At 46.9% G+C, this 21,288-nt stretch carries 20 protein-coding genes and 1 pseudogene; 5 read left to right on the top strand and 16 right to left on the bottom strand.

What is annotated here, in order from left to right:
• Window positions 1–3: 3 nt before the first annotated feature.
• The 16 genes and pseudogenes from K334_RS0105300 to K334_RS0105220 all read right to left on the bottom strand — a co-directional run bounded on the left by K334_RS0105300 (window position 4) and on the right by K334_RS0105220 (window position 16,673).
• Entirely contained in the window at window positions 4–2,970 is a 2,967-nt protein-coding gene (locus tag K334_RS0105300) for a type I restriction endonuclease subunit R (protein WP_027444621.1), read from the bottom strand.
• Window positions 2,971–3,089: 119 nt separating this feature from the next.
• Entirely contained in the window at window positions 3,090–3,971 is an 882-nt protein-coding gene (gene fic, locus K334_RS0105295; protein ID WP_027444620.1) for a protein adenylyltransferase Fic, read from the bottom strand.
• 11 nt (window positions 3,972–3,982) lie between these two features.
• Entirely contained in the window at window positions 3,983–4,189 is a 207-nt protein-coding gene (locus K334_RS0105290) for a helix-turn-helix domain-containing protein (protein ID WP_004362600.1), read from the bottom strand.
• A 101-nt stretch (window positions 4,190–4,290) separates the two neighbouring features.
• Window positions 4,291–4,953 carry a hypothetical protein gene (locus K334_RS0105285; protein WP_025880246.1) on the bottom strand — a complete coding sequence of 221 codons (663 nt, stop codon included), beginning with the start codon at window positions 4,951–4,953 and terminating at the stop codon, window positions 4,291–4,293.
• 2 nt (window positions 4,954–4,955) lie between these two features.
• The gene (locus K334_RS0105280) at window positions 4,956–5,870 is read right to left on the bottom strand and encodes a relaxase/mobilization nuclease domain-containing protein (RefSeq protein WP_025880249.1); all 915 of its coding nucleotides are present in this window, start codon (window positions 5,868–5,870) and stop codon (window positions 4,956–4,958) included.
• Window positions 5,867–6,220, bottom strand: a complete 354-nt coding sequence (locus tag K334_RS0105275) for a plasmid mobilization protein (protein WP_027444619.1) — start codon at window positions 6,218–6,220, stop codon at window positions 5,867–5,869. Before K334_RS0105275 ends, K334_RS0105280 begins: the two co-directional genes overlap by 4 nt.
• A 143-nt stretch (window positions 6,221–6,363) precedes the next feature.
• A pseudogene (locus tag K334_RS0105265) lies at window positions 6,364–7,251 on the bottom strand (toprim domain-containing protein).
• 218 nt (window positions 7,252–7,469) lie between these two features.
• Entirely contained in the window at window positions 7,470–8,684 is a 1,215-nt protein-coding gene (locus tag K334_RS0105260) for a virulence-associated E family protein (RefSeq protein ID WP_025880252.1), read from the bottom strand.
• An 11-nt stretch (window positions 8,685–8,695) separates the two neighbouring features.
• Window positions 8,696–9,049, bottom strand: a complete 354-nt coding sequence (locus K334_RS0105255) for a helix-turn-helix domain-containing protein (RefSeq protein WP_025880254.1) — start codon at window positions 9,047–9,049, stop codon at window positions 8,696–8,698.
• Between the two features lie 214 nt (window positions 9,050–9,263).
• Window positions 9,264–9,998 carry an ion transporter gene (locus tag K334_RS0105250; protein ID WP_025880256.1) on the bottom strand — a complete coding sequence of 245 codons (735 nt, stop codon included), beginning with the start codon at window positions 9,996–9,998 and terminating at the stop codon, window positions 9,264–9,266.
• 215 nt (window positions 9,999–10,213) lie between these two features.
• Complete coding sequence (locus K334_RS0105245) at window positions 10,214–10,672, bottom strand: DUF6078 family protein (protein WP_025880258.1); 459 nt, start codon at window positions 10,670–10,672, stop codon at window positions 10,214–10,216.
• A gap of 39 nt (window positions 10,673–10,711) precedes the next feature.
• Complete coding sequence (locus tag K334_RS0105240; protein WP_025880260.1) at window positions 10,712–11,323, bottom strand: DUF7255 family protein; 612 nt, start codon at window positions 11,321–11,323, stop codon at window positions 10,712–10,714.
• Between the two features lie 75 nt (window positions 11,324–11,398).
• Window positions 11,399–13,303, bottom strand: coding sequence for a molecular chaperone DnaK (dnaK, locus tag K334_RS0105235; RefSeq protein ID WP_027444618.1), 1,905 nt, complete (start codon window positions 13,301–13,303; stop codon window positions 11,399–11,401).
• Between the two features lie 128 nt (window positions 13,304–13,431).
• Window positions 13,432–14,316 carry a carbon-nitrogen hydrolase gene (locus K334_RS0105230; RefSeq protein ID WP_025880261.1) on the bottom strand — a complete coding sequence of 295 codons (885 nt, stop codon included), beginning with the start codon at window positions 14,314–14,316 and terminating at the stop codon, window positions 13,432–13,434.
• A gap of 57 nt (window positions 14,317–14,373) precedes the next feature.
• Window positions 14,374–15,456, bottom strand: a complete 1,083-nt coding sequence (locus K334_RS0105225) for an agmatine deiminase family protein (protein ID WP_025880262.1) — start codon at window positions 15,454–15,456, stop codon at window positions 14,374–14,376.
• A 65-nt stretch (window positions 15,457–15,521) separates the two neighbouring features.
• On the bottom strand, window positions 15,522–16,673 hold the full coding sequence (locus K334_RS0105220; protein WP_027444616.1) for a Fic family protein: 1,152 nt from the start codon (window positions 16,671–16,673) through the stop codon (window positions 15,522–15,524).
• Window positions 16,674–17,160: 487 nt separating this feature from the next.
• Here K334_RS0105220 and K334_RS0105215 point away from each other — a divergent pair, with 487 nt between their 5' ends.
• From K334_RS0105215 to K334_RS0105195, 5 genes are all read left to right on the top strand, one after another.
• Window positions 17,161–17,802 carry an ATP-binding cassette domain-containing protein gene (locus tag K334_RS0105215; RefSeq protein ID WP_025880265.1) on the top strand — a complete coding sequence of 214 codons (642 nt, stop codon included), beginning with the start codon at window positions 17,161–17,163 and terminating at the stop codon, window positions 17,800–17,802.
• A gap of 1 nt (window position 17,803) precedes the next feature.
• Entirely contained in the window at window positions 17,804–18,568 is a 765-nt protein-coding gene (locus K334_RS0105210; RefSeq protein ID WP_025880267.1) for an ABC transporter permease, read from the top strand.
• Window positions 18,565–19,413, top strand: coding sequence for a DNA/RNA non-specific endonuclease (locus K334_RS0105205; RefSeq protein ID WP_025880268.1), 849 nt, complete (start codon window positions 18,565–18,567; stop codon window positions 19,411–19,413). Before K334_RS0105210 ends, K334_RS0105205 begins: the two co-directional genes overlap by 4 nt.
• Before the next feature lie 119 nt (window positions 19,414–19,532).
• The gene (locus tag K334_RS0105200) at window positions 19,533–20,345 is read left to right on the top strand and encodes a Nif3-like dinuclear metal center hexameric protein (RefSeq protein WP_027444615.1); all 813 of its coding nucleotides are present in this window, start codon (window positions 19,533–19,535) and stop codon (window positions 20,343–20,345) included.
• 62 nt (window positions 20,346–20,407) lie between these two features.
• The gene (locus K334_RS0105195; RefSeq protein ID WP_021589171.1) at window positions 20,408–21,232 is read left to right on the top strand and encodes a zinc ribbon domain-containing protein; all 825 of its coding nucleotides are present in this window, start codon (window positions 20,408–20,410) and stop codon (window positions 21,230–21,232) included.
• Window positions 21,233–21,288: the final 56 nt, after the last annotated feature.

Below are 21,288 nucleotides of genomic sequence, written 5' to 3'. Positions count from 1 at the left end.
CTTTTATTTCTTTTCGTCGTATGCTGACAAGCCAGAGATTTCCTGCCCAGCTGATAGTCTTTTCAGCAATGGGGTAACATCTTCCATTAGTGCCAACTCCTTCTTGGTTCTGTCTCTCCAGCCGAGATTAAGCGGAGCGAGTAAGTCGTTCAGTTTCTCGCCATCGAAGATCTTACGGTCGATAATTTCGTTTACGAATGCTTCCAATGCTTTAGCACTGATATTATACTTATCTGCTATCGTGAGCAATTCTTTGGCATATTTCTCCGTTTTGAATATTTCGTATTCCTCCTTTATCTGCTTGGCAGTTTTTCCGTTTACACCTTCTTTTAATCTGTCGAGGTAAGCAATGATGTCGTCACGCTCTTCCAATAAGTTTGAACTTGACTTTATAAGGCTTATGATTTGCTCCTTTGTCATCTTCTGCTTGGAAGTAGTTCCACCCGACAGTCTTGCTATCAGTTCCATTATATAGTCATAGTCTATCAAGGCAGAGGCAAACAAGACAAATTCAAAGTCGATGTTCTCTATTTGGGGGTTCTCTCCTTCTTTTGTCCTATCCTGTTGCTTTTTGAGTTGCTTTGCTGTTTCAAGGTAGGCACCTCGGAAGCCTCTCAGCCTTTCTTCATTGAGCATATTGTCAATGGCGGTACGCTCTTCCTCACTAATATCCGTATATTGGTCAAGTTGTGTTCGATAGCGTTGTACTTCCTTGAAGCAATTTACAAATCCAATACGTGCATCGTCACCTTGCAAATTATAAACCTCTTCGGGCTTGCACTCCAAATCCTGCGAATGCATAAAGTCTTTCAAATGCGTAACAGCTTCCTTGTATTTCTGCACGATTGTGGGGGCTGGATCAACAAGCCAAATTGTTCTTGGCTTATCTACATCCACACCAGAGAATCTGGTAATCGCTATGTCCACAGCCTCTTGCTGCCCTCTGAAATCAAGAATATTACCGTATGGCTTGGTATCATTCAAGATACGGTTTGTTCTTGAAAAGGCTTGTATCAGATTGTGATACTTTAAATTTTTATCAACATACAACGTGTTCAAGTATTTAGAATCAAAACCTGTTAAGAGCATATCTACAACAATAGTAATGTCTATTTTATTCTTGTGTGGATAGTCTTTATTGCTATATTGTTGGTCTTTTATTCGCTTCTGCACATCTTGATAATATGCGTCGAATTCGTTGATAGTAAAATGAGCCTCAAACTGTCGCTCATAATCCTTTAAGATTTCTTGCAAAGCTCGTTTCTTCTTTTCAGGCTCAACCGTATTGTCTTGTCTTTCTTGTGCCAAATCCTCCTGCATCTGCATAATATCTTTGTTGCCCTCTGCAGGCGGAGTAAAGACACACGCAATGTTTAATGGTTCACAATCTGTTTTTGCTTTTTGAGCCTTTTTGAACAAATGATAATACTCTATTGCATCATTAATGGAGGATGTAGCAAGAAAAGCGTTGAAACGTCTGCCATTGGTTGCAGCATCGTGCTTAGACAGGATAGTCTCTACAATGGCTTGTTTCTTTACGGTTCCCTCAGCTGTTATATCCTTTTTTTCATCGGGTTTAAAATAGTCCACATGAAATCGAAGAACATTCTTATCTTCAATGGCATGGGTAATGGTATAGGTATGCAATTCGTTTTCAAATACATCCTTGGTGGTCATATAAGTCCCCTGCTCGTTATTATATTGGATATAGACCGCATTCTCTTCAAAAATCGGTGTTCCTGTAAATCCGAATAATTGTGCATTGGGGAAGAAATCCTTAATGGCTTTATGGTTTTCTTTGAACTGGGAACGATGACATTCGTCGAAGATAAAAACCAAATGCTTATTCTTCAACGGTAATAGTCTTTCCTTGTAATTTTGCTTGGTATTTGAGTTCAGAGCAATGCCTAATTTCTGAATGGTTGTAACAATCACCTTATCTGCATAATCGTCAGACTCCAATCGTTGTACAAGAGATTCTGTATTTGTATTTTCTTCTACACAATTTTCTTGAAACTTGTTAAATTCCTCACGAGTCTGTCTGTCAAGGTCTTTTCTGTCGACAACAAACAGACACTTTACTATTTCTCTGTTTTCCTTTAACAATGTCGATGCTTTGAATGAAGTGAGGGTTTTGCCACTACCTGTTGTATGCCATATATAACCGTTTCCTCTATTTTCTTCAACACTACTCATAATAGCCTTTACAGCATAAATCTGATAAGGGCGCATGATGAGTAGTTTCTGTTCGCTGGCAACCAATACCATATATCGGCTAATCATTTCTCCCAATTTGCATTTGGGGAGAAACTCATCCGTAAAAGCGTCAAGGTTTGTAATCTTATGATTGTCCTTATCTGCCCAATAATATACAGGGAGAAACTGCTCATCAGCATTAAAGTTGAAATATAGGCTGTTGTTATTGGTAAAATAACAAGTGTGCGTCTGATTGCTTACTATAAATAATTGCATAAAGCATAGTAACGAATTAGTAAATCCGTTCCCTATGTCATTCTTGTAATCTACAATCTGTTGCATTGCTCGACGTGGACTTACTTCCAAGGTCTTCAGTTCTATCTGAACGAGCGGAAGTCCATTAACCAACAGAATCACATCATATCGCTGGAAGCTGTTCTTGGTGTTTATTCTTAGTTGATTGACAACCTCATATTCGTTTTTGCACCAATCCCTAATATTGACCAAGCTATATTGCAACGGTGTACCATCTTTTCGGATGAAAGTATTCACCTCTCTCAACATCTTGGAAGCTACATAAACATCGCTGTTGATAATATCTTCAAGCAATCTATTGTATTCTGCATCCGAAAGATGAACTCTGTTGAGTTGTTCAAACTTCTGTCTGAAATTTTGTTCAAGTGCTTCCTTATCATGAATATCCTCACGATAAGTATAATTTAAACCTATAAGTCTTTTTATAAGATTGTATTCTATTGTTTTCTCTGTATTCATAGAGTTTCCTATTTTACATTTTATTATAACGGAATCATATAATTTTCATTGTGAGATAACGTTGTAATTCTTTTTTAAAAGAACATCCTACCTAACAATAGAGATTCCATGTGGAAAAATCAATCATTCTGCTCATAATAATATGAATAGTCGATACCTTTCATGAACATTTCTCGGTCATCAATCTTAGTGGTGAGTGTAGGCAGTACCAAAGTCTTGATGAGCGTGCTATCTGCTACACTCTCACGCATTGCGGTCAGATATTCGTTTTTATCTATCTGGCTCCAGTCCACACACCGTTTGAGAGAACGCTTTAGCATGAGGTCAAGCCAAATGCGAGTGCTACGACCGTTACCTTCCATAAATGGATGCGCAACATTCATTTCAACATATTTGTCCATTATCTCCTCGAAGGTTGTTTCTGGCATTCGCTCTATTGCTTGCAGGGTTTCAGGGAAGTGCATACAATTAGCAAAGGTAAAACCACCTTTTGAAATATTCTTGGTACGTATCTGCCCTGCAAAATCGTAAAGACCGCCAAAGAGATAAGCGTGTATCTGTTGCAGAGACTTTATACTTCCTGGCTCTGTCGTCTGCAAGATGCCACTCTCAAAGAGTTGGTAGGCTTTCTTCTTACTCTGCCCATCAATGGTATTATCGCTGTAGGTAAACCAATCGAGAAAGTCATTAGCACGATTATTGGGATAGTTCTTTGCCAACAATACAACGCCTTCACTATTGAGAACATCTGCCACACGTAGCTTCCTATCAGGAGCTTCAAACTTGAAGCCGTGAGTTGCACTCACGAGTTCAACACCTTCTTGCTTCAACTTCCTTTTAAGCCATCGCCAATAGTTACCAGCTTTGGTATAGTCAGGCTCATTGTTAATGGCACGAACAATATCTGTTGCTGAGAACCACCAACAGTTTTGTTCCTCATCCCATACCGCCCTTACTTCACGGTCGTTGAAAAAACGAATAGATTTTTTATGCTCTGCCATAATAAACATCGTTACTCATCTGGGGTATTAATCAATTCCTTTGGATTGACTTGTAAAATTTCGGCTATTTGAAATAACAGTTCCAAACTTGGCTGTCGACGATTGCAAACGTATGAGTTCACTATCGTGAAACTTTTGCCAAGTTTCTCTGCAAGCCATGTTTGCTTAATCCCCTTCTCGATAAGCACCTCTTTTATTCTGTTGGTTGGACTTTCCATAAATATTATATGATTGTTTGCAAATATAGTAAATTTTCTTGTATAAGAAATAAAAAAGAGGAGATATTTTCTCCTCTTTCAAAAATTTTATATCCACAATCCTATTTGCTCTTCTTGTTTTGTAAGTTATTCTGCATCAAACTATCTGCCTTTTGCTTCAATTCCATGTCGTAACCATCGGATTTTTCCTTGATTAGCTTGATAATCTTTTCATTGCGATGAATATCGAACACATCATTGAGCCATAGAATTTCCTTTGGGCTGCATCCTCTCCATACTCTGATGATACGGAATTTCAAGGCATCATCTTTGTATTGCTGTTTGCTTTGCCACAAGAAGTAGTTACCGACCAAAGAAACAAAGCAGAGGGCAGACATTGCCACCACAGTAGTAAAGACTTTCGAGGACTTGATGTCAAAGCTGTGCCTGTGAAGCAGTTCCTGCGGTTGAGGATGCTCTTTCTGTTCCTGCCACTCGTGCAGCATAGTCAAGACATGTGCCACTAATTTATCAATGGATTTGGCCTCCTCGTCTTTGATGCGTACTTGCACACCAATGTACTTGTTAATCACTTCTTTTGTTCGCTGTTCATACTGATTGAGCAATTCCTGTTCTTTCTGCTCATCACTTTGTGCTGGTGTAGATTGAACAGGGAGGGAAACAGAACCGTTCTCCTTTTCTTTCAACTCCTTTAGCTCCCTGTAAATTGTCTCCAACTTGTTTTTGATTTCCTCAAAGAGGACAAATGTATTATTATCAGCCATAGTTATAAATGTATTTTTTTCTTTTTCTTCTTTTTATCGAGTGTGTTGTAAACCTCCGCAGGGACAGTACCATGAGTTTGAAACAAATCCAATCCTCCTTTGATGAGGTCGTTGGTAATTTCGCTCGTAACACTTGCAACATTGGATATGAGGTTTATCATTCCTTGTGTTTGCTGTTCGTTTTCCCTGTTATTCTGTTGCAGGGCAAAGTCTATCTTGGAATAACTGAAACTCCTATCCACTTTAGAACCATTGAAATGATAGCCATTCTTTTCAAAGATGATACCCTGCACTTCTTGTGAGTTGCCTTTGTACTTGAAATGGACATCAATATCTTGCTTTTTCAAGTGAGCAAGAAGGTCTTTCCAATTCCTGCACTGACCAATTTCTGCTTTCAACGTCTGATAGATTTCATACTTGGTCTTGTCAGGTTCTTTCAAGCGGTGTTCCTTGACTTTCTCCTTACCATCGGCGAAGTACAAACCATATTTTGCGATCAGTTCCTTGCAAATCTTCTCACTTCTGAATCTATCGTTACGGTCAGAGATAGTCTTGCCGTTATTATCTATTCGGTTGAATGCAATATGCACATGTGGGTGCTCCTTATCGAAATGGCGACCAATGATATACTGCGTATCTTTTATTCCCATCTTTTCCATGTACTCACTAGCCACTTTCACCATCCGCTCATTGCTGAGTCTTGGGGAGTCTTGTGCAGAGAAACTCAAAGAGATATGCCCCACAACCTTATCCACTCGTGGATTTAGATCAGTTTGGTCAATGAAACTCTGAATGATGTGGCTAACTCTATCTGTTCTCACACCCGAACTATCTATGAGTTCCGTTCCTTTCTTCGGGTCAAGGATGTAATTGATGACACCCTTGAAGCCCGAACCTTTCATTATCTTTGCAATCATCTTCGTATCAGATTTAGGATTTCGTCAATCTTGCCAATGATGATTTTATGGAAAGGAGCAACGGCATGAAAACCTTCTGCATTGGCACGATGTGCCAACTGATTGAGATTGTTTGCCATGCCACACAGTTTGCGGATGAAGTCTGCTTGCTCTACTGTCAGTCGTTCAATGACATTTCCTTTATCAAGAACTTTCCTTACAAACTCACTCATGGATATTCCTGCGTTCTTGGCTTTACCTTTAAGCGTATAATAATCCTGCGTATTCAGTTTTACCGTGATACGGTATTTCTTCTTTTCGGCTGCGCCTTTGGTCGGGCGACCGCCCTTGTGGTATTCTGATTTAGTCATATTTGTTTCTTTAATTTGGTTTGATGGAGACCGACGGGATAATCCTCTGCACCGACTGTCAGGAGGTGGAGCAAGTGGTTTTGGTATGCCCAAAACATAAACTTGCTCCCCGAAAAACAGATTATGCAAAGCAAATCCTACAATCATAGCTTAATCCCTTTGATTTTCTTATTTTCTGCTTCCTCTGAATGCTTGAATTCAGCACATAAGTACTCATTTAGGTCTTTATAATTCTGGAAGACAGAAGAGCAGTCTTGAACAGCAAAACCGTCTCTTTTAAGTTGTTCTAAAGTTCGCTTTCCTCTTTCATCATTATCTAAATATGAACAGATGAGTTTGTGCTTTGAAAGAAAAAATCTTGACTTTTTGATATTATTAATCGAGTTAAGTATCAGTGCGGCTTTCTTCTCTTCATCTGGACTCATCGTGAGTAAACTAAGATAATCCATAAAACCTTCAAGCAGATTGATTTGTTCTGAGGGATTGGGAACATACGACACATTGGAAGGAGGCAAACACCCTTTGAAGTATGGATTGCGCAATGCATACCCATAAGAATTGTTTGGAAAGCCTATTGCGTAAAAACTCCTATCACCAATTCTATAATGGATTTCCCTACAATATTTTTTCGCAATGTTCAGATTGATTCCTCTATGTGTAAAATATTCTATGAGATTCGGATGACATAAGTTGGTAGAGCCGATAAGCTCTATACGTGATTGGCTTAGAGAAATTGTTTTGCTATTAGCTATGGATTTTGGTAGGTTATTTTGTTTACCATTAAACAACTCTATAGCTTGTACTAAACTGCAATTATGTAATCTCATAACTAAATCTATAAGACTCCCACCTTCATCAAGGGCAAAGTCATATCATAGATTTTGGTTATAATCAACTTTGAAACTTGGAGTATGTTCATTTCGGAATGGACTTTTATACATCCCGTAATAGCTATAATTCTTTGTTGGGTATATAGACATACTACCTAAGTAATCTTTAATTGATATTGCTTTAATTTCATCTATTGTCATACTTGTAACTTTTAAACCTATTACTTACTACAATGTTATTGTTTTGTAAGTCATTGACAATGAAAGAAAAATATGTAGTACTAACTATCTTTGTGGTAATCATTGCATCTGTATATGATAGGTTGGTAGTAATGAGGTAGTAATACCTTATATCATTATTTACTACGGTCTAACCTTTTTTCTTTCAATGCTTTATCTCTCTTTGTAGTAAAGTAGTATTAATAATTAGTATTGTAACTTTGAATAAAGGGATTTGGAACAATCTTGCGTATATGATAGACATACATTGGATTGCCACCTATCCTTTTGGATTTCCGCAAGAAACCAGCCTTTTTCAAGGCTTCTCCCATTCTCCTTTCACTTAGGTTAAGCGTTGTATATCCACGCAAATAGTTTAAGATTTCAGAAGTGGTCATATAACTTTCTTCGGTTACAGCTGGTTTTTCCATACCTTTAAGAAGCATTTCATACTCAACAGTCTGCACTTGAAACCCTTCGCTCTCTTGATGCAGTTCAGCTATTTCCTCTTCATTGAACCAGTAATGATAGCCAACTCTCCACAAGTCAACTGCCTCTGAGTACACCTTGTTGATATTAATCTCTTTAGCTGTGTCAATATCAATGTGTTCAACTTCAAAAGGTAGAAAGCGACGACTGCCTGTCGGATCTGTTAGAAAATCATTACCGTTAACTGATGCCATAAAACTTGCTAAGTGAGGATACTCCTCGATGTAAGTGTCGTATGGTCTACGATATTTTACTTTGGGTGTCGTTATCAGATTCTTCAATTCATTTTCATCTCTCTTATTGAGTGCCTTTAGCTGGTCGTCAATATTGATAAAAAGATATTCCGCAATCAGTGTTTGTACATCTTTTCCTTGTGGGTCAATCTTTCCTGTGAAAAGATAACTCTTCAGTTGTTCTGGACAGAGTAAATCAAGGAAAGTTGTTTTGAATTTTCCTTGTTCACCTGTAAGAACTAAACATGTATGATTACGACACTGTAAATCATCCATAGCATTGGCTACGACAGCAACCAACCATTTTACAAAGTAGTGGTTCCATTTATCAGGATTTCTCACCACAACACAATTTGCCAACCTTATGATTTCAGATTCATCTTCACCTTTAGGCTTTGGAAGATTCAACAAATACTCACGAATCGGGTTAACTTTATTGTAAAAGTCGCTCTCCAATATTGCTCGAATATTATCAGCTGGAGTATATATCCCCAAAGTCCCATCTACCAGCCGACGCATAGAATTAATATCATATTTAGTAAGAGGACGGAATGAAGTCTTAGAATCTTGTTTTTGAAACTCTGTTCTACTTTTAACTGTATTAAAACGAAAAGCATAATGTTCTTTCAAGAATTGCTCTATGCGTTCATTCTTAGATTCCTTGGCTCGCCCTTCAGTTCTTTCCTTTTCCATAATGCATATATTTATAAAAAGGAATCAGAATGTTTCTCAGAGATAAATTTTTTTGCCTCCTCGTTGATTTCGGCAACAGTCTTTTTCTTACCTCCTTCAATCCATGCCAACAACTCATCTTCAAAAAAATAGAGATGCTTACCATTTTTATAACAAGGTAGTAAGCGTTTTCGTACTAAGGTGTAAACCGTGGGCTTGGCTTTCCCTATTAGTTTACACGCATCATCTATTCCAATAGGAATACGTTTGGGAGGGGTAACAGGTGTTTGTCCTTTACATACTAAATTCTTGATTTCAGCAATTTCGCCGACTAAGTGAGCAACTGCCTTTGGCAAGTTCTCAAAAGTGATTTCATTTTGTACCATAATACTTGTTATTGATTTTTACGGTGCAAATGAAAAAAGTGTTTCCTCTGTGTCCTAAGACACTGAAGAAACACTATAAAAACACAATAGGTTTGTGTGTTATTCTGTTATTTGGTGGTCTGAAAGGCTTTGTACAATAGGAATAACACCTTTCTTCTCATCATCACGAAGATGACTTTTTATGCTTCCAACTTCCATATCTTTAATCACTTACTTAACATGCCTTCTCCTTTCGCAACTCATCAAGATATCGGGCGGTAATGACACCAGAGGGCAAAGCGATAACAGCTATACCGAACAAGGACGAAAGCATACTTACGAAACGACCAATGTCGGTCACAGGACACATATCGCCATAACCTACCGTGGTAAGTGTTACGGTTGCCCAATACAAGGCATCGAAGAAGGAACGGAAGGTAGGCTGACCTGTATATGGATTTATATGGGGTTCGACATCGAACAGTATGAGTGCCGTCACAAAGATATAGAGCAGAGCCAAGACCAAGACAGACGACAAGACCTGACGCTCCTTGTAGAGTATGGACATAAACAACCGCACCTTGCTTGATATTCCAAACATCTTCAAGACTCTTGTCAGCCTCAGCAGGCGTATGAAGCGGAAGAGCTTGAATGCAGGATTAAGCAGTGTTACGGCAGGCAGGATAGACAGCAGGTCAATGATTGCCATAAAAGAAAACGGATAGGTGAGGAACACTATCTTGCGATTGTTGCTTCTAATATCAGCCGTACCCCAGCGAAACAAGTAATCAAGAATGAACACAAACGTAGAAGCCATTTCCGTAAACCAAAACACTTTGTGCGACTCCATGAACATCAGCGGAAGAAGGCTTACGAGAATGGTCAGAACCATAAACCAGTCATAAGCCGTACACATCCAATCGGTATGTGACTTCCTGTCTATTATGTTTGCAATCTTCTGTCTATTCATATTACTAAATGATTTCTTCTAAACCAAAGAAATTGGATAAGTTCATCTAAAGAATTGAACAAGCTAATCCAATTAATTGGACTGACTGATCCAACGTATTGGACACGTCTGTCCAACTCACTGGACTAACGTGTCCAATTTTATAAGTTATATACCTTTCTATAAGAACCTAATGAAGAACTGTCAGAGAATGTCAAGCAAATGTGTGCAGATATCTAACTGTATCTTGCCAACCGCATCACAGCGGCGTATTGTTCTTCATAGCGATCGAACTCGATGGAACTACCGTCGTAACCCATTTCAGTAAAGGAAAGGCGAACCATCTTCTGCTCTTCTTCAGTTATGGCACGGCGTTGCTGCTTAACCTTGTAGTAAACTTCAGAGCCGAAGCACATCATTACTTCGTGACGGACACGCTTCAAGTCTGCCATCCGCACATTGTCGTAAATGCGAGAGATGCCCCACGCAAAACGTTTCTTTCGCTTCTGCTCATAGTACGGACATGGCTGTGCACCCGTTACCACTTTCGGGTTCAACATCATATACCGTTCCCGCCCACCCGATTCAAGCATCGTGTAGGCAGTATGGCGCAAACACTGATTGGCTTTCTCGCAGTGAGTACCAGCACAGTGTTCGTAATCGTAGGATAATTGGTTGTATTCTTCAAGGGTCATAGGATATTCTTCTTCAATATAATGTGTCATAAGTGATTCCTACATCCACTCATCGACTGTCGTCCTTACTAAATCTAAAATCATAGTCTTATCTTTAGACTCTATAATATCTTGGACTTTCTTACCCTTAAATGTTTGATAAATAGATAAACGGATAACAGGAATTCCGCTTATAACTCCAGTAATATCTCTTAGGAAATCATAAAAGGCACGTTGTCTCCATCTCGAGCTACCAGTTCCATTTAAGCATCCATTATCATCACTTTTTATGAACAGATTTTCCGATGAATCATTTTTCCAATATCCGCCATACTTACAGCAATTAGCCTCATATTTGATACAATATTGTTGATATCGGTCTTTTGAGAAACCTTTTATTTCTTGATAAATGGCAGAGTTTAATGTTTGCAATCTATATCTATTGAAATGATTCTCTTCATCTAATTCTATTATAAACTCAGGGGTTGAGATATCCCATGGACCAAAAGTTAAAGGAGGATCTTCCTGTGTTCCTCCTAATTCTTTGTACATACTCTTCACCTCAGAATAAAGCTCAGGTGAAAGTGATAACTGACTCTTAGTAAGTTTCGAGTGCTTCTTTTCTCCATACTCTTGCAGTACTACCTGCTTTAAGATATTCTCTTTCTTCATTGTTTAGGTTGGATAAAACAAAAGAGAAGAATATTATAGTTCCTCTCTTTTGTTGTAATATACTTATAATCTTCTTTACTTCACTTCCTCAAAATCTGCATCTTGGATAGTGTCATCCTGCTTTGGCTGCTCCTGCTGACCAGCGTCTGCGCCTGGCTGAGGACCTGCCTGTGCACCTGCTTGGCTGTACATCTGCTGTGATGCTACCTGCATAACGGTGTTGAGGTTATTGATAGCTGTGTCGATGGCTGCAACGTCAGCTGACTTGTGGGCGTCCTTGAGCTGTTGGAGGGCAGCGTCGATGGCGGGTTTCTTGTCGGCCGGAATCTTGTCGGCATTGTCCTTCAGGAAGTTCTCGGTCGTGAAGATCATAGAGTCGGCCTGATTGAGCTTGTCTATCTTCTCACGCTCGGCCTTGTCGGCTGCGGCGTTCTGCTCGGCCTCCGCCTTCATGCGGTCAATCTCTTCCTGGCTCAAGCCGCTCGAAGCCTCGATGCGAATCTTCTGCTCCTTGCCGGTGGCCTTATCTTTGGCACTCACATTGAGAATACCATTGGCGTCGATATCGAAAGTAACCTCAATCTGTGGAACGCCGCGGCGAGCCGGGGCGATACCTTCCAGGTTGAACTGGCCGATACTCTTGTTCTGCGCAGCCATGGGACGTTCACCCTGCAATACGTGGATGGTAACGGCGGTCTGGTTGTCAACGGCGGTGGAGAAAGTCTCGCTCTTCTTGCAGGGGATGGTCGTGTTGGCTTCAATCAGTTTGGTCATGACGCCACCCATGGTCTCGATACCGAGGGTCAACGGCGTTACGTCGAGCAAAACGATGTCGCCCACACCACTCTCCTTGTTGAGGATGGCGCCCTGGATAGCGGCACCTACAGCGACCACCTCATCCGGGTTCACACCCTTTGACGGCTCCTTGCCGAAGTAGTTCTTCACCAATGTCTGCACGGCAGGAATACGGCTCGAACCACCCACCAGGATTACTTCATCGATGTCGGATGTAGAAAGTTTGGCGTCGCGAACGGCATTCTGGCAGGGTACCAGACAAGCCTGGATCAATTCGTGGGCCAACTGCTCGAACTGTGCACGAGTCAAAGTCTTGACCAGGTGCTTGGGAACACCGCCCTCGGCAGAGATGTAAGGCAGGTTGATTTCCGTCGTGGTTGAGCTTGACAATTCAATCTTTGCCTTCTCGGCAGCCTCTTTCAAGCGCTGCATGGCCATCGGGTCCTTGGTCAAGTCAATGCCTTCGTCGGCCTTGAAGCCGTCGGCCAGCCACTTGATGATGACTTGGTCGAAGTCATCGCCACCCAGATGGGTGTCGCCATTGGTGGAGAGCACTTCGAACACGCCGCCGCCAAATTCGAGGATAGAGATATCGAACGTACCACCACCCAAGTCGAACACGGCAATCTTCATGTCCTTGTTGGCCTTGTCTACGCCATAAGCCAGCGCGGCAGCCGTAGGCTCGTTCACGATACGCTGAACGTTGAGGCCTGCAATCTGCCCGGCTTCCTTGGTGGCCTGACGCTGTGAGTCGGAGAAGTAGGCCGGAACGGTGATGACGGCGTCGGTCACTTCCTGTCCGAGATAGTCTTCGGCCGTCTTCTTCATCTTCTGGAGCACCATGGCCGAGATTTCCTGAGGCGTATATTTGCGACCTTCAATCTCTACGCGTGGGTAGCCGCCGTCGTTTACGACCGTGTAAGGCATGGCCTCGGCCTCTTTGCGACTCTGCTCATAGGTCTCACCCATGAAGCGCTTGATAGAATAAACGGTGTTCTTCGGGTTGGTGATGGCCTGACGCTTGGCAGGGTCACCCACCTTGCGCTCGCCGTCTTTCACGAAACCAATCACTGAAGGCGTTGTACGCTTGCCTTCACTGTTTGCAATCACTACAGGTTCGTTGCCTTCAAAAACCGCAACGCAACTGTTTGTAGTACCTAAGTCGATTCCAATAATCTTTCCCATAATCGTATATATTTTATTCTTGTTGTTCTATATAATAAGGTGTAGCCGCATAAAACGACGACACCCCAAAATAACAAACCCTATGCCATGGGGAAAGAACTGGCATAGGGAGTGACAAGTTGGCATGTCTAATCGATGAACCGCTTGACGATGTTGTCATAATTGTCAATGCGCCGGTCGCGAAGGAAGGGCCACCAGCGCCTTACGTCTTCGCTATGGTCGAGGTCTATGCTCACGATGACGCTCTCTTCCTCGTCGGTCGAGGCCTGGTAGTGCAGTTCCCCCTGCGGGCCGGCCACAAAACTGCAGCCCCAGAACCGAATGCCTTCGGTCTGTCCGCTGGGGTCTGGCTCGAAGCCCACGCGGTTGACGGTGATGACGGGCAGTCCGTTGGCCACGGCATGCCCGCGCTGCACGGTCGTCCAGGCTTCACGCTGGCGTTGCTGTTCGTCGTCCGTGTCGTTCAAGGCGTAGCCGATGGCGGTGGGATAGATGAGGAGTTGGGCACCTTGCAGGGCCATGAGGCGGGCTGCTTCGGGGTACCATTGGTCCCAGCAGACGAGCACGCCCAGCCGCCCCACGCTGGTGTCGATGGGTCGGAAGCCCAGGTCGCCGGGCGTGAAGTAGAACTTCTCGTAATAAGCGGGGTCGTCGGGGATGTGCATCTTGCGGTATTTGCCGGCAATGCTGCCATCGGCTTCGATGACGGCGGCGGTGTTGTGGTAGAGGCCCGGCGCACGCTTCTCGAACAACGATGTGACGATGACCACATGGTACTGCCGGGCCAGTTCGCCGAAGAAGTCGGTGGAAGGCCCCGGGATGGGTTCGGCCAGGTTGAAATTGTCTACATCTTCCACCTGACAGAAGTAGAGTGAGTTGTGCAATTCCTGCAAAACGACGAGCTGTGCGCCCCGTTTTGCCAGGTCGGCAATGCCTTCGGCCAGTCTCACCATGTTGTCTTGACGGTCGGCCGTGTTGTGTTGTTGTAAGAAACCTATCTTTAGTTTGTTCATAATTTGGGTGTTGTGTGTTCTATTCGACATCATTTCACATTCCTCATTCCACACTCCTCATTTCCCATTCCACACTCCCTCCGGGTATTGCATGGTGAGACAGTGGAGCGAACCGTGCTGTCGGATGACGGTGGAGGCGTCTATGCCGACGATGTCATGTGCGGGAAAAGCCTGGGAAATGACGTCCATGGCGGCACGGTCGTTGTCCGGTTGCCCATAGGTAGGCACCATGACGGCCCCGTTCATGACGACGAAGTTGGCGTAGGTGGCAGGCAGACGGTCCTCGCCGTCGTAGATGGCGGCGGGCATGGGCAGCCGCAGCAGGCGATAGGGGAGGCCCCCGTCGGTTTTCAGCGACACGAGTTGAGCCTCCAAAGCCTGAAAGTCTTCAAACTGTTCGTCCCGCGAATCGTCACATCCTATATATAATAAGGTGTCGTCCGGAGCCGTCCTGACGATGGTGTCGATATGCCCGTCGGTGTCGTCGCCCACCAGATTGCCATGGTCGAGCCACACGATGCGGCGCGCGCACAGCTCCTGCTTCAGCCGTTCTTCTATCTGTTGTCGGGTGAGCGGCTGATTGCGGTGCGGAGCCAGCAGGCACATGGAGGTGGTGAAGACCGTTCCCTTGCCGTCGCTCTCAATCGAACCGCCTTCCAGCACGAAGTCGTCCTTGTCGACCCATTGGCCCCGCAGCGCGCCTTGGGCATGGAGCGTGCGTGTGATGGCATTGTCTTTCCCCGCTTCGAACTTGTCGCCCCAGCCGTTGAACCTGAAGTCGAGCAGGCGGCAGCGCGTCTGTCGGTCGCGGTCGTGCACCACGAGCGTTATGCCACCGTGGTCGCGGGCCCACGTGTCGTTGCTTTCCACGGGACAAATGCGGACACGCTGCCATTGAGCCGCACTCAATTTCCAGCGCAACGCCGCTTCCACCGTCTCCGGTTCCTGCGCCGCAATCAGCACAGGCTCATAGCGGGTGATGACATCCGTCATTTCAATGAATGTCGTCGTTATCTCTTCCAGGTAGGGCAGCCAGTCGGTCTGTGCATGCGGCCATGTCAGTTGGACGCAACTTTGCCGTTCCCACTCTGCCGGCAGGATGAACGCCGAACGATCCTCCAGCTCGTTTGTTCTTGTCATATCGTGCTTCTTCTCCATCAATTCTGTGCAAAAATACGCATTTCCCGCAAGGCGGGCAACACTTTCTACCGATTGCCGGCTAAAACAAGCAATCCCTTTGGCGTCAACAGATACCTTTGTCGTGGATGTCGCGGGCTGTTGGGGTATAACAAAGCGATGACTCCTGCGTCAATGGCCGGGTTGAGATAATTCGCGAGAAAGGTAGGACGATGTTTCATTCCCATGGCTTCCATCATTTCCGTTACTTTCATTTGGCGTTCTCCCATCGTTGAAATGAGTTTGAGAACATGGGGATTCTCCATTTTCAGCTTGTTCGGTACTTGTTCGGTACTTGTTCGGTGTTCGCTCGAAACCTGCTCGGCATGTATGTGGTTGGCCTGTGCGCTCCATTCTTTGGAAGGATGGATGATCAGGTGACGATTGCGGAGTTCCCATTGCTCGCCTAACAGCAGATTGCGGAAAAACCGTTCCAAATAGATTGGTGTGTATTCTATGTGCTGCGCCACGTTCTTGTAATTGGCACGAACCAGCGCGTTTCGGAAATACCATGCGTGTTTGGCAAACAAATCATTGGTGATATTAAAACCGATGGAACGAAGATATTGAATGGTGAAGACGGCGGTGGTGCGTGTGTTGCCCTCGCCAAAAGGATGAATCTGCCAGAGTCCGGAGACAAATTTCGTGAGATGGGAGATGATTTCGTTTTCCGTCAATCCCACATAGCTGAAGTTTCGTTCTTGTTCGATGTCGTAATCCAACGCCCTTCTCAGGTCTTCCCAGTTCAGGTAGTTCACGGTGTCGCCTCGCAATACCCATTCTTTCTTGGTGATGTCATAGTCGCGAATCTTCCCGGCAAACTTAAAGACGCCATCGAAGATACGTCGGTGCAAGGAAATGAAGCCGTTTGCGTTGAAAGCAAGCGTGTTGGCGGAAAGTATCTTTGCGATGTTTGCCGCAACACGGTCGGCTTCTTCCGTATCGTCATGATTGGAAGTCCGGTCCGTTTTGCCCTCATAGTACGACCGGATGAGCTTTTGCGCTTCATCCAGCCCTATCTCTCCTTCTATGTTCCGCTTGGCGGTCTCGCGCAGATAGGTGGAGGGCTCCAGCCCGTCCACGGCCTGCAAGCCTATGGCTGTGGCCCATACGTATGCCTTCTTCCCCTTGTCGGGTTCCCCTTGACGGAAATATTCGTCAAATTCATTGATGTTTGTCATATCGTAAACGAATATTACGGATCGCTTTGCTCGAAGCATGGAAGCTGGTGAACATCCATCGGTGTTGCGATATTTTGCAAAAATACGCATTTCCCGCAAGTCGGGCAACACGTCCGTCGGCTTTTCGCGGAGCAATGGCGGCGCGATACGTTAAAAAAAACAAAACTGAAAAGCGGAGAAACCTTAATTATGTCATCCCCCAACATTACTGATAAAAAAGCTATATCTTTGCAGTGATGGAAACATCGTTGGCCGATGGCTTTTCCATCGCTGTCCTTTTGCTTTCTGAAAGCTGTCCTTTTGGCTTGTAAAAGCAGCCCTTTCAGCCGCAGATCGCTGTCCTTTTGCAGCGCAAAAGGGCTGCGTCGGGAACATGGAAAGACTGCGATGGCGCTGGAAAACGGCGGCGATGGCCGGGCAACGGCTGGCTGGCGAGGGCGCAACATGCTTGTAGCCAGTGGATTGAAGGTTGAATGTGACTTGTGGAATGCTCGAAATCAAAGACCCCATATATCATCGGGATGGGCGGCCTGTGCTGACGGTCGACCATTCGTTTGCCGTCGACGGGGGAGAGGCCGTGTGCCTGGCCGACGTCGACAGGGGGGCGGCGACGTTGCTGCTGCGCGTGTTGATGGGGCTGGAACCTTTGGAGAGCGGTTTCATCAGCATGGACGGCGACCTGCTCACGCCCCTTTCGGCTCCCTATTTCCGCCGCCGCATGGCCTATGTGCCGCAGCGGTTGGAACCCTTTTATGAAACCGTGGGCGACCTTGTGTCGACCTTGCTCGACCTGAAGGCGAACCGCTCGGCCGACGCCGGCACCAAGCAGGTGGTGCATGAGCTCAAGCAGTTGGGCCTCGACGCCGCGCTGTTGTCGCGCCGAATGGACGAAACGCCGTTCGCCACGTTGCAACTCGTCATGCTGCTGGTGGCCCTCTTGCTGCGCAAGCCTTATGTGCTCATCGACCGACTGACCGGCGTCGACGCCGCGCAGCTGGCTTCGCTGCTGTCGCGGATGAAGCGCAACGGCCAGGCCGTGGTCGTTGTGAGCGACGAACCCATGGTGGCGACGGTGTGTGATTACCTCATTCGGATGGAAGCCGCGGCCCCATCCCCAATCCATTTGTAGCATGGAAATTTCTGTTTTAGGTGTTTTCTTCGGCATACTGTTGCTGGCTGTTCCCCTGTTTGTCATCTATCGCTTCGGCATTGCGCTTGAAACCAAGCTCTACAAGGCCTTCGGCAAGCAGCTGTTGGTCATCGGCGTGACGGCCTTTCTGATGAAGATGTTGCTCATTTGGAACAATCTCTTCCTCAATCTGCTCTGCTTTGTGCTGATGGCCGTGCTGGCCGCGCTCTCCACGGTGACCCACGCACGCATGGGAACGGCCCGCTTTCTGCTGCCCGCTGTGGCCGGAACGCTGCTCTCGGGCTTGTTCTTCGGGCTCTATTTCCTGCTCTTGGTGCTCAGCCTGAAGAACCCCTTCGACGCCCGTTTCTTCCTTCCCGTGATGGGACTGCTTATCGGTGGCGTCATCCCCGTGAACGCCCGGGCGTTGCACATCTATTATTCGGGCCTCCGCCACCACGCACAGCTCTACGATTACCTGCGCGGCAACGGCTCCATCCACGTCGAAGCCGTGACCTATTTCCTGCGCCGGGCCATGCAGCGGGTGCTCATGCCCTATCTGAAACGCATGGGAACGGCCGTCACGCTGACCTCGCCCGTCCTGATGTGGGCCTTGCTGGTCGGTGGAACCGACCCTGTCGTGGCCGCCGAATTTGAGGTGTTGCTGCTCGTCACGTCGCTGGCAGCCGGTTGCGGTTCGCTGCTCGTCACGCTGTGGGTGGCCCGCCGCTATGCCTTCGACGCCTACGGACAGTTGAAGTCATGAAGCATTGCGCCACATTCCTGGGACTGCTGGCTTTTTTGACAGGGCTGGGCAGTTGCAATCTTTCATCGCCGCGCGGTCATCGGCCGCTCATGGCGGGCATTCAGCCGTCGCCGGCCGTTGCGGAAGCCGCCGCGCAAGTCTCGCCGGCTGTCGAAACCGACTTCGACAGTCTGCTTCCCCGCGTGCAAAAGGCCGGCACGCCCTCGCAGGTGCTGCGCCGCGAAGGCTATGTCGTTTCGTACAACAAAGACAACCGCATTGCCAATTGGGTGATGTGGCACCTGACCGCCGACCGCACGTCAGGCCCGTTCAAGCGTGACGGAGCCAAGTTTCTGACCGATCCGGAGGCCGACGGCCCGCAAGTGACCACCTACGACTACATGCGGTCGGGCTATGATCGGGGCCACCTGTGCCCGTCGGGCGACAACAAGTGGAGCCGGCGCGCGCAGGAAGAGTCGTTTCTGCTGACCAACATCTGTCCGCAAAACCACCAGCTCAACGCCGGCGACTGGAACGAGATGGAACTCCAGTGCCGCCGCTGGGCCCGACGGTATGGCGACATCTACGTGGTGGCCGGCCCCGTCCTGCTGAACAAGCGCCACAAGACCATCGGGCGGGCCAAGGTGGTGGTGCCCGAAGCCTTCTACAAGGTGGTGTTGTGCCTGCGCGGCAAGCCCAAGGCCATCGGATTCATCTATCGCAACGAGCCTGGGAACCGCCCCAAGGGCGACTATGTGAACTCGGTGGACGAGGTGGAACGCATCACGCGCATCGATTTCTTCCCCGGTTTGCCCGACAAGATGGAGCATATGGTGGAGTCGCGGCAGGACTTAAGCGAGTGGTAAATAATGTTAACGCGATTTGACGGCTTGGCCATATCTCGCCATTAATCGCTATCTTTGCACTCTATTTGGGTCGAATGGCGGCTTCTTCGCCTTTCGGCTCGCTCAAACAGCTGTTCCGCGTGAAAATATTACAAGTGTTATCAGCCCTTGAACGATTCGCGCCTCTGCCCCTACAGGAAGGCTTCGACAATGCCGGCCTGCAGGTTGGACTGACAGAGGCGGAAGTCTCAGGGGCTTTATTGTGTCTTGACGTGACCGAGGAGATTGTCGACGAGGCCGTCGCCAGGCACTGCAACCTCATCGTTTCGCACCATCCACTCATCTTCCACAAGCTCAGTCGCGTCAGCAATGACGACTATGTGCAGCGCACCGTGTGGAAAGCCATCAAGAACGACGTATGTATCGTGTCGATGCACACCAACATGGACAACGCGCCCGGGGGCGTCAACTTCCGCATTGCGGCCAAGATGGGCCTGACGGACGTGTGCTATTTCGGCGAAACCCGCCATTACGAGGATGTCGTCGACGGCGCACCGAGGCGCATGGACTATGCCTCCGGCGTCGTGGGAACGTTCGTTGAACCGCTTGCCGCCGACGATTTGGTGGGCCTCTTGCGCACCCGTTTCGAGGTGGAAAGCGTGCAGTGCAACCAGCTGTTGCGGCGTCCCATCCGCAAGGTGGCCATCTGTGGCGGCGCAGGCGCGTTCCTTCTGCCCGACGCCATCAAGGCCGGTGCCGACGCGTTCGTGACCGGCGAGATGCGCTATCACGAGTTCTTTGGCCACGACCAGCAGTTGCAGATCTGCGTCATCGGCCATTACCAGAGCGAGCGGTTCACCGCCGAGGTCTTCAAGCAGGTCATCGAGCAGGCTTGTCCGGGTGTTCCGTGCCACTTGACGGCCATCGACACCAATCCCATCCTCTACCTTTAGCGGTGTGGCGGTGGGCGAAATTCCTTTCAAAAGAATCATTCATCAGAAAAAATAGAATCATTATGGCAAAGAAAGATCCGACGGATTTGTCGGTAGAAGAGAAGCTGAAAGCGCTTTACCAGTTGCAGACCACGCTCAGTGGCATTGACGAGAAGCGTGCGCTCCGTGGCGAATTGCCCCTTGAAGTGCAGGACTTGGAAGATGAAATCGCCGGTCTGACCACGCGTGTGGAGAAGATTGAGAGCGAAATCCAGGAGTTCCGCGACGCCATTGTGCAGAAGAAAGGCGAGATAGCGGACGCCCAGGCCAGCGTAGACCGCTACAAACGGCAGCTCGACGAGGTGAAGAACAACCGCGAGTATGACACGTTGACCAAGGAAATAGAGTTCCAGGAACTGGAGATCATGCTGTGCAACAAGAAGATAAACGAAGCTCAGGTCAGGATAAGCGAGCGTCAGGAAGACCTTCAGAAGGCGCAGGAGCAGATTGCCGACCGCCGTGGCGACTTGGAACAGAAGCGCGGCGAGCTGGAGGAAATCATGCAGGAGACGCGTGAGGAGGAAGACCGGCTGAAGGAAACGGCCAAGGATTTGGAACTGAGAATCGAGCCGCGACTCCTTACGAGCTTCCGCCGCATCCGCAAGAACGCCCGCAACGGTCTGGGCGTCGTCTACGTGCAGCGCGACGCCTGTGGCGGTTGCTTCAACAAGATACCGCCCCAGCGGCAGCTGGACATCAAGATGCACAAGAAAATCATCGTCTGCGAATACTGTGGCCGCATCATGATCGACCCCGAACTGGCCGGCGTCAAGATGGCGCAGGAGGCCGAGGAGAAGCCGAAACGCAAGCGGGCCATTCGCAAAAAGAAGGACGAGGAAGAGGATTAAACAAAGCATAGCAGGACGAGAAGACCCTCTTGGAGGCTGTCTCGTCCTTTTCTTTT

The sequence above is a fragment of the Segatella baroniae DSM 16972 = JCM 13447 genome (assembly GCF_000426585.1).
Classification (GTDB): Bacteria; Bacteroidota; Bacteroidia; order Bacteroidales; family Bacteroidaceae; genus Prevotella; species Prevotella baroniae.
Note: the sequence above shows the minus strand (reverse complement) of the source record. Positions and strands in the feature narration are given on the sequence as shown.

Excerpts from the sequence above, each read along its gene's own strand:
- K334_RS0105275 (WP_027444619.1), bottom strand. The coding sequence starts at position 6,220 with ATGACTAAATCAGAATACCACAAGGGCGGTCGCCCGACCAAAGGCGCA.
- K334_RS0105290 (WP_004362600.1), bottom strand. The coding sequence starts at position 4,189 with ATGGAAAGTCCAACCAACAGAATAAAAGAGGTGCTTATCGAGAAGGGG.
- K334_RS0105280 (WP_025880249.1), bottom strand. The coding sequence starts at position 5,870 with ATGATTGCAAAGATAATGAAAGGTTCGGGCTTCAAGGGTGTCATCAAT.
- dnaK (WP_027444618.1), bottom strand. The coding sequence starts at position 13,303 with ATGGGAAAGATTATTGGAATCGACTTAGGTACTACAAACAGTTGCGTT.
- K334_RS0105215 (WP_025880265.1), top strand. The coding sequence starts at position 17,161 with ATGCTCGAAATCAAAGACCCCATATATCATCGGGATGGGCGGCCTGTG.
- K334_RS0105230 (WP_025880261.1), bottom strand. The coding sequence starts at position 14,316 with ATGAACAAACTAAAGATAGGTTTCTTACAACAACACAACACGGCCGAC.
- K334_RS0105210 (WP_025880267.1), top strand. The coding sequence starts at position 17,804 with ATGGAAATTTCTGTTTTAGGTGTTTTCTTCGGCATACTGTTGCTGGCT.
- K334_RS0105285 (WP_025880246.1), bottom strand. The coding sequence starts at position 4,953 with ATGGCTGATAATAATACATTTGTCCTCTTTGAGGAAATCAAAAACAAG.
- fic (WP_027444620.1), bottom strand. The coding sequence starts at position 3,971 with ATGGCAGAGCATAAAAAATCTATTCGTTTTTTCAACGACCGTGAAGTA.
- K334_RS0105245 (WP_025880258.1), bottom strand. The coding sequence starts at position 10,672 with ATGACCCTTGAAGAATACAACCAATTATCCTACGATTACGAACACTGT.
- K334_RS0105220 (WP_027444616.1), bottom strand. The coding sequence starts at position 16,673 with ATGACAAACATCAATGAATTTGACGAATATTTCCGTCAAGGGGAACCC.
- K334_RS0105255 (WP_025880254.1), bottom strand. The coding sequence starts at position 9,049 with ATGGTACAAAATGAAATCACTTTTGAGAACTTGCCAAAGGCAGTTGCT.
- K334_RS0105195 (WP_021589171.1), top strand. The coding sequence starts at position 20,408 with ATGGCAAAGAAAGATCCGACGGATTTGTCGGTAGAAGAGAAGCTGAAA.
- K334_RS0105300 (WP_027444621.1), bottom strand. The coding sequence starts at position 2,970 with ATGAATACAGAGAAAACAATAGAATACAATCTTATAAAAAGACTTATA.
- K334_RS0105205 (WP_025880268.1), top strand. The coding sequence starts at position 18,565 with ATGAAGCATTGCGCCACATTCCTGGGACTGCTGGCTTTTTTGACAGGG.
- K334_RS0105250 (WP_025880256.1), bottom strand. The coding sequence starts at position 9,998 with ATGAATAGACAGAAGATTGCAAACATAATAGACAGGAAGTCACATACC.
- K334_RS0105260 (WP_025880252.1), bottom strand. The coding sequence starts at position 8,684 with ATGGAAAAGGAAAGAACTGAAGGGCGAGCCAAGGAATCTAAGAATGAA.
- K334_RS0105240 (WP_025880260.1), bottom strand. The coding sequence starts at position 11,323 with ATGAAGAAAGAGAATATCTTAAAGCAGGTAGTACTGCAAGAGTATGGA.
- K334_RS0105225 (WP_025880262.1), bottom strand. The coding sequence starts at position 15,456 with ATGACAAGAACAAACGAGCTGGAGGATCGTTCGGCGTTCATCCTGCCG.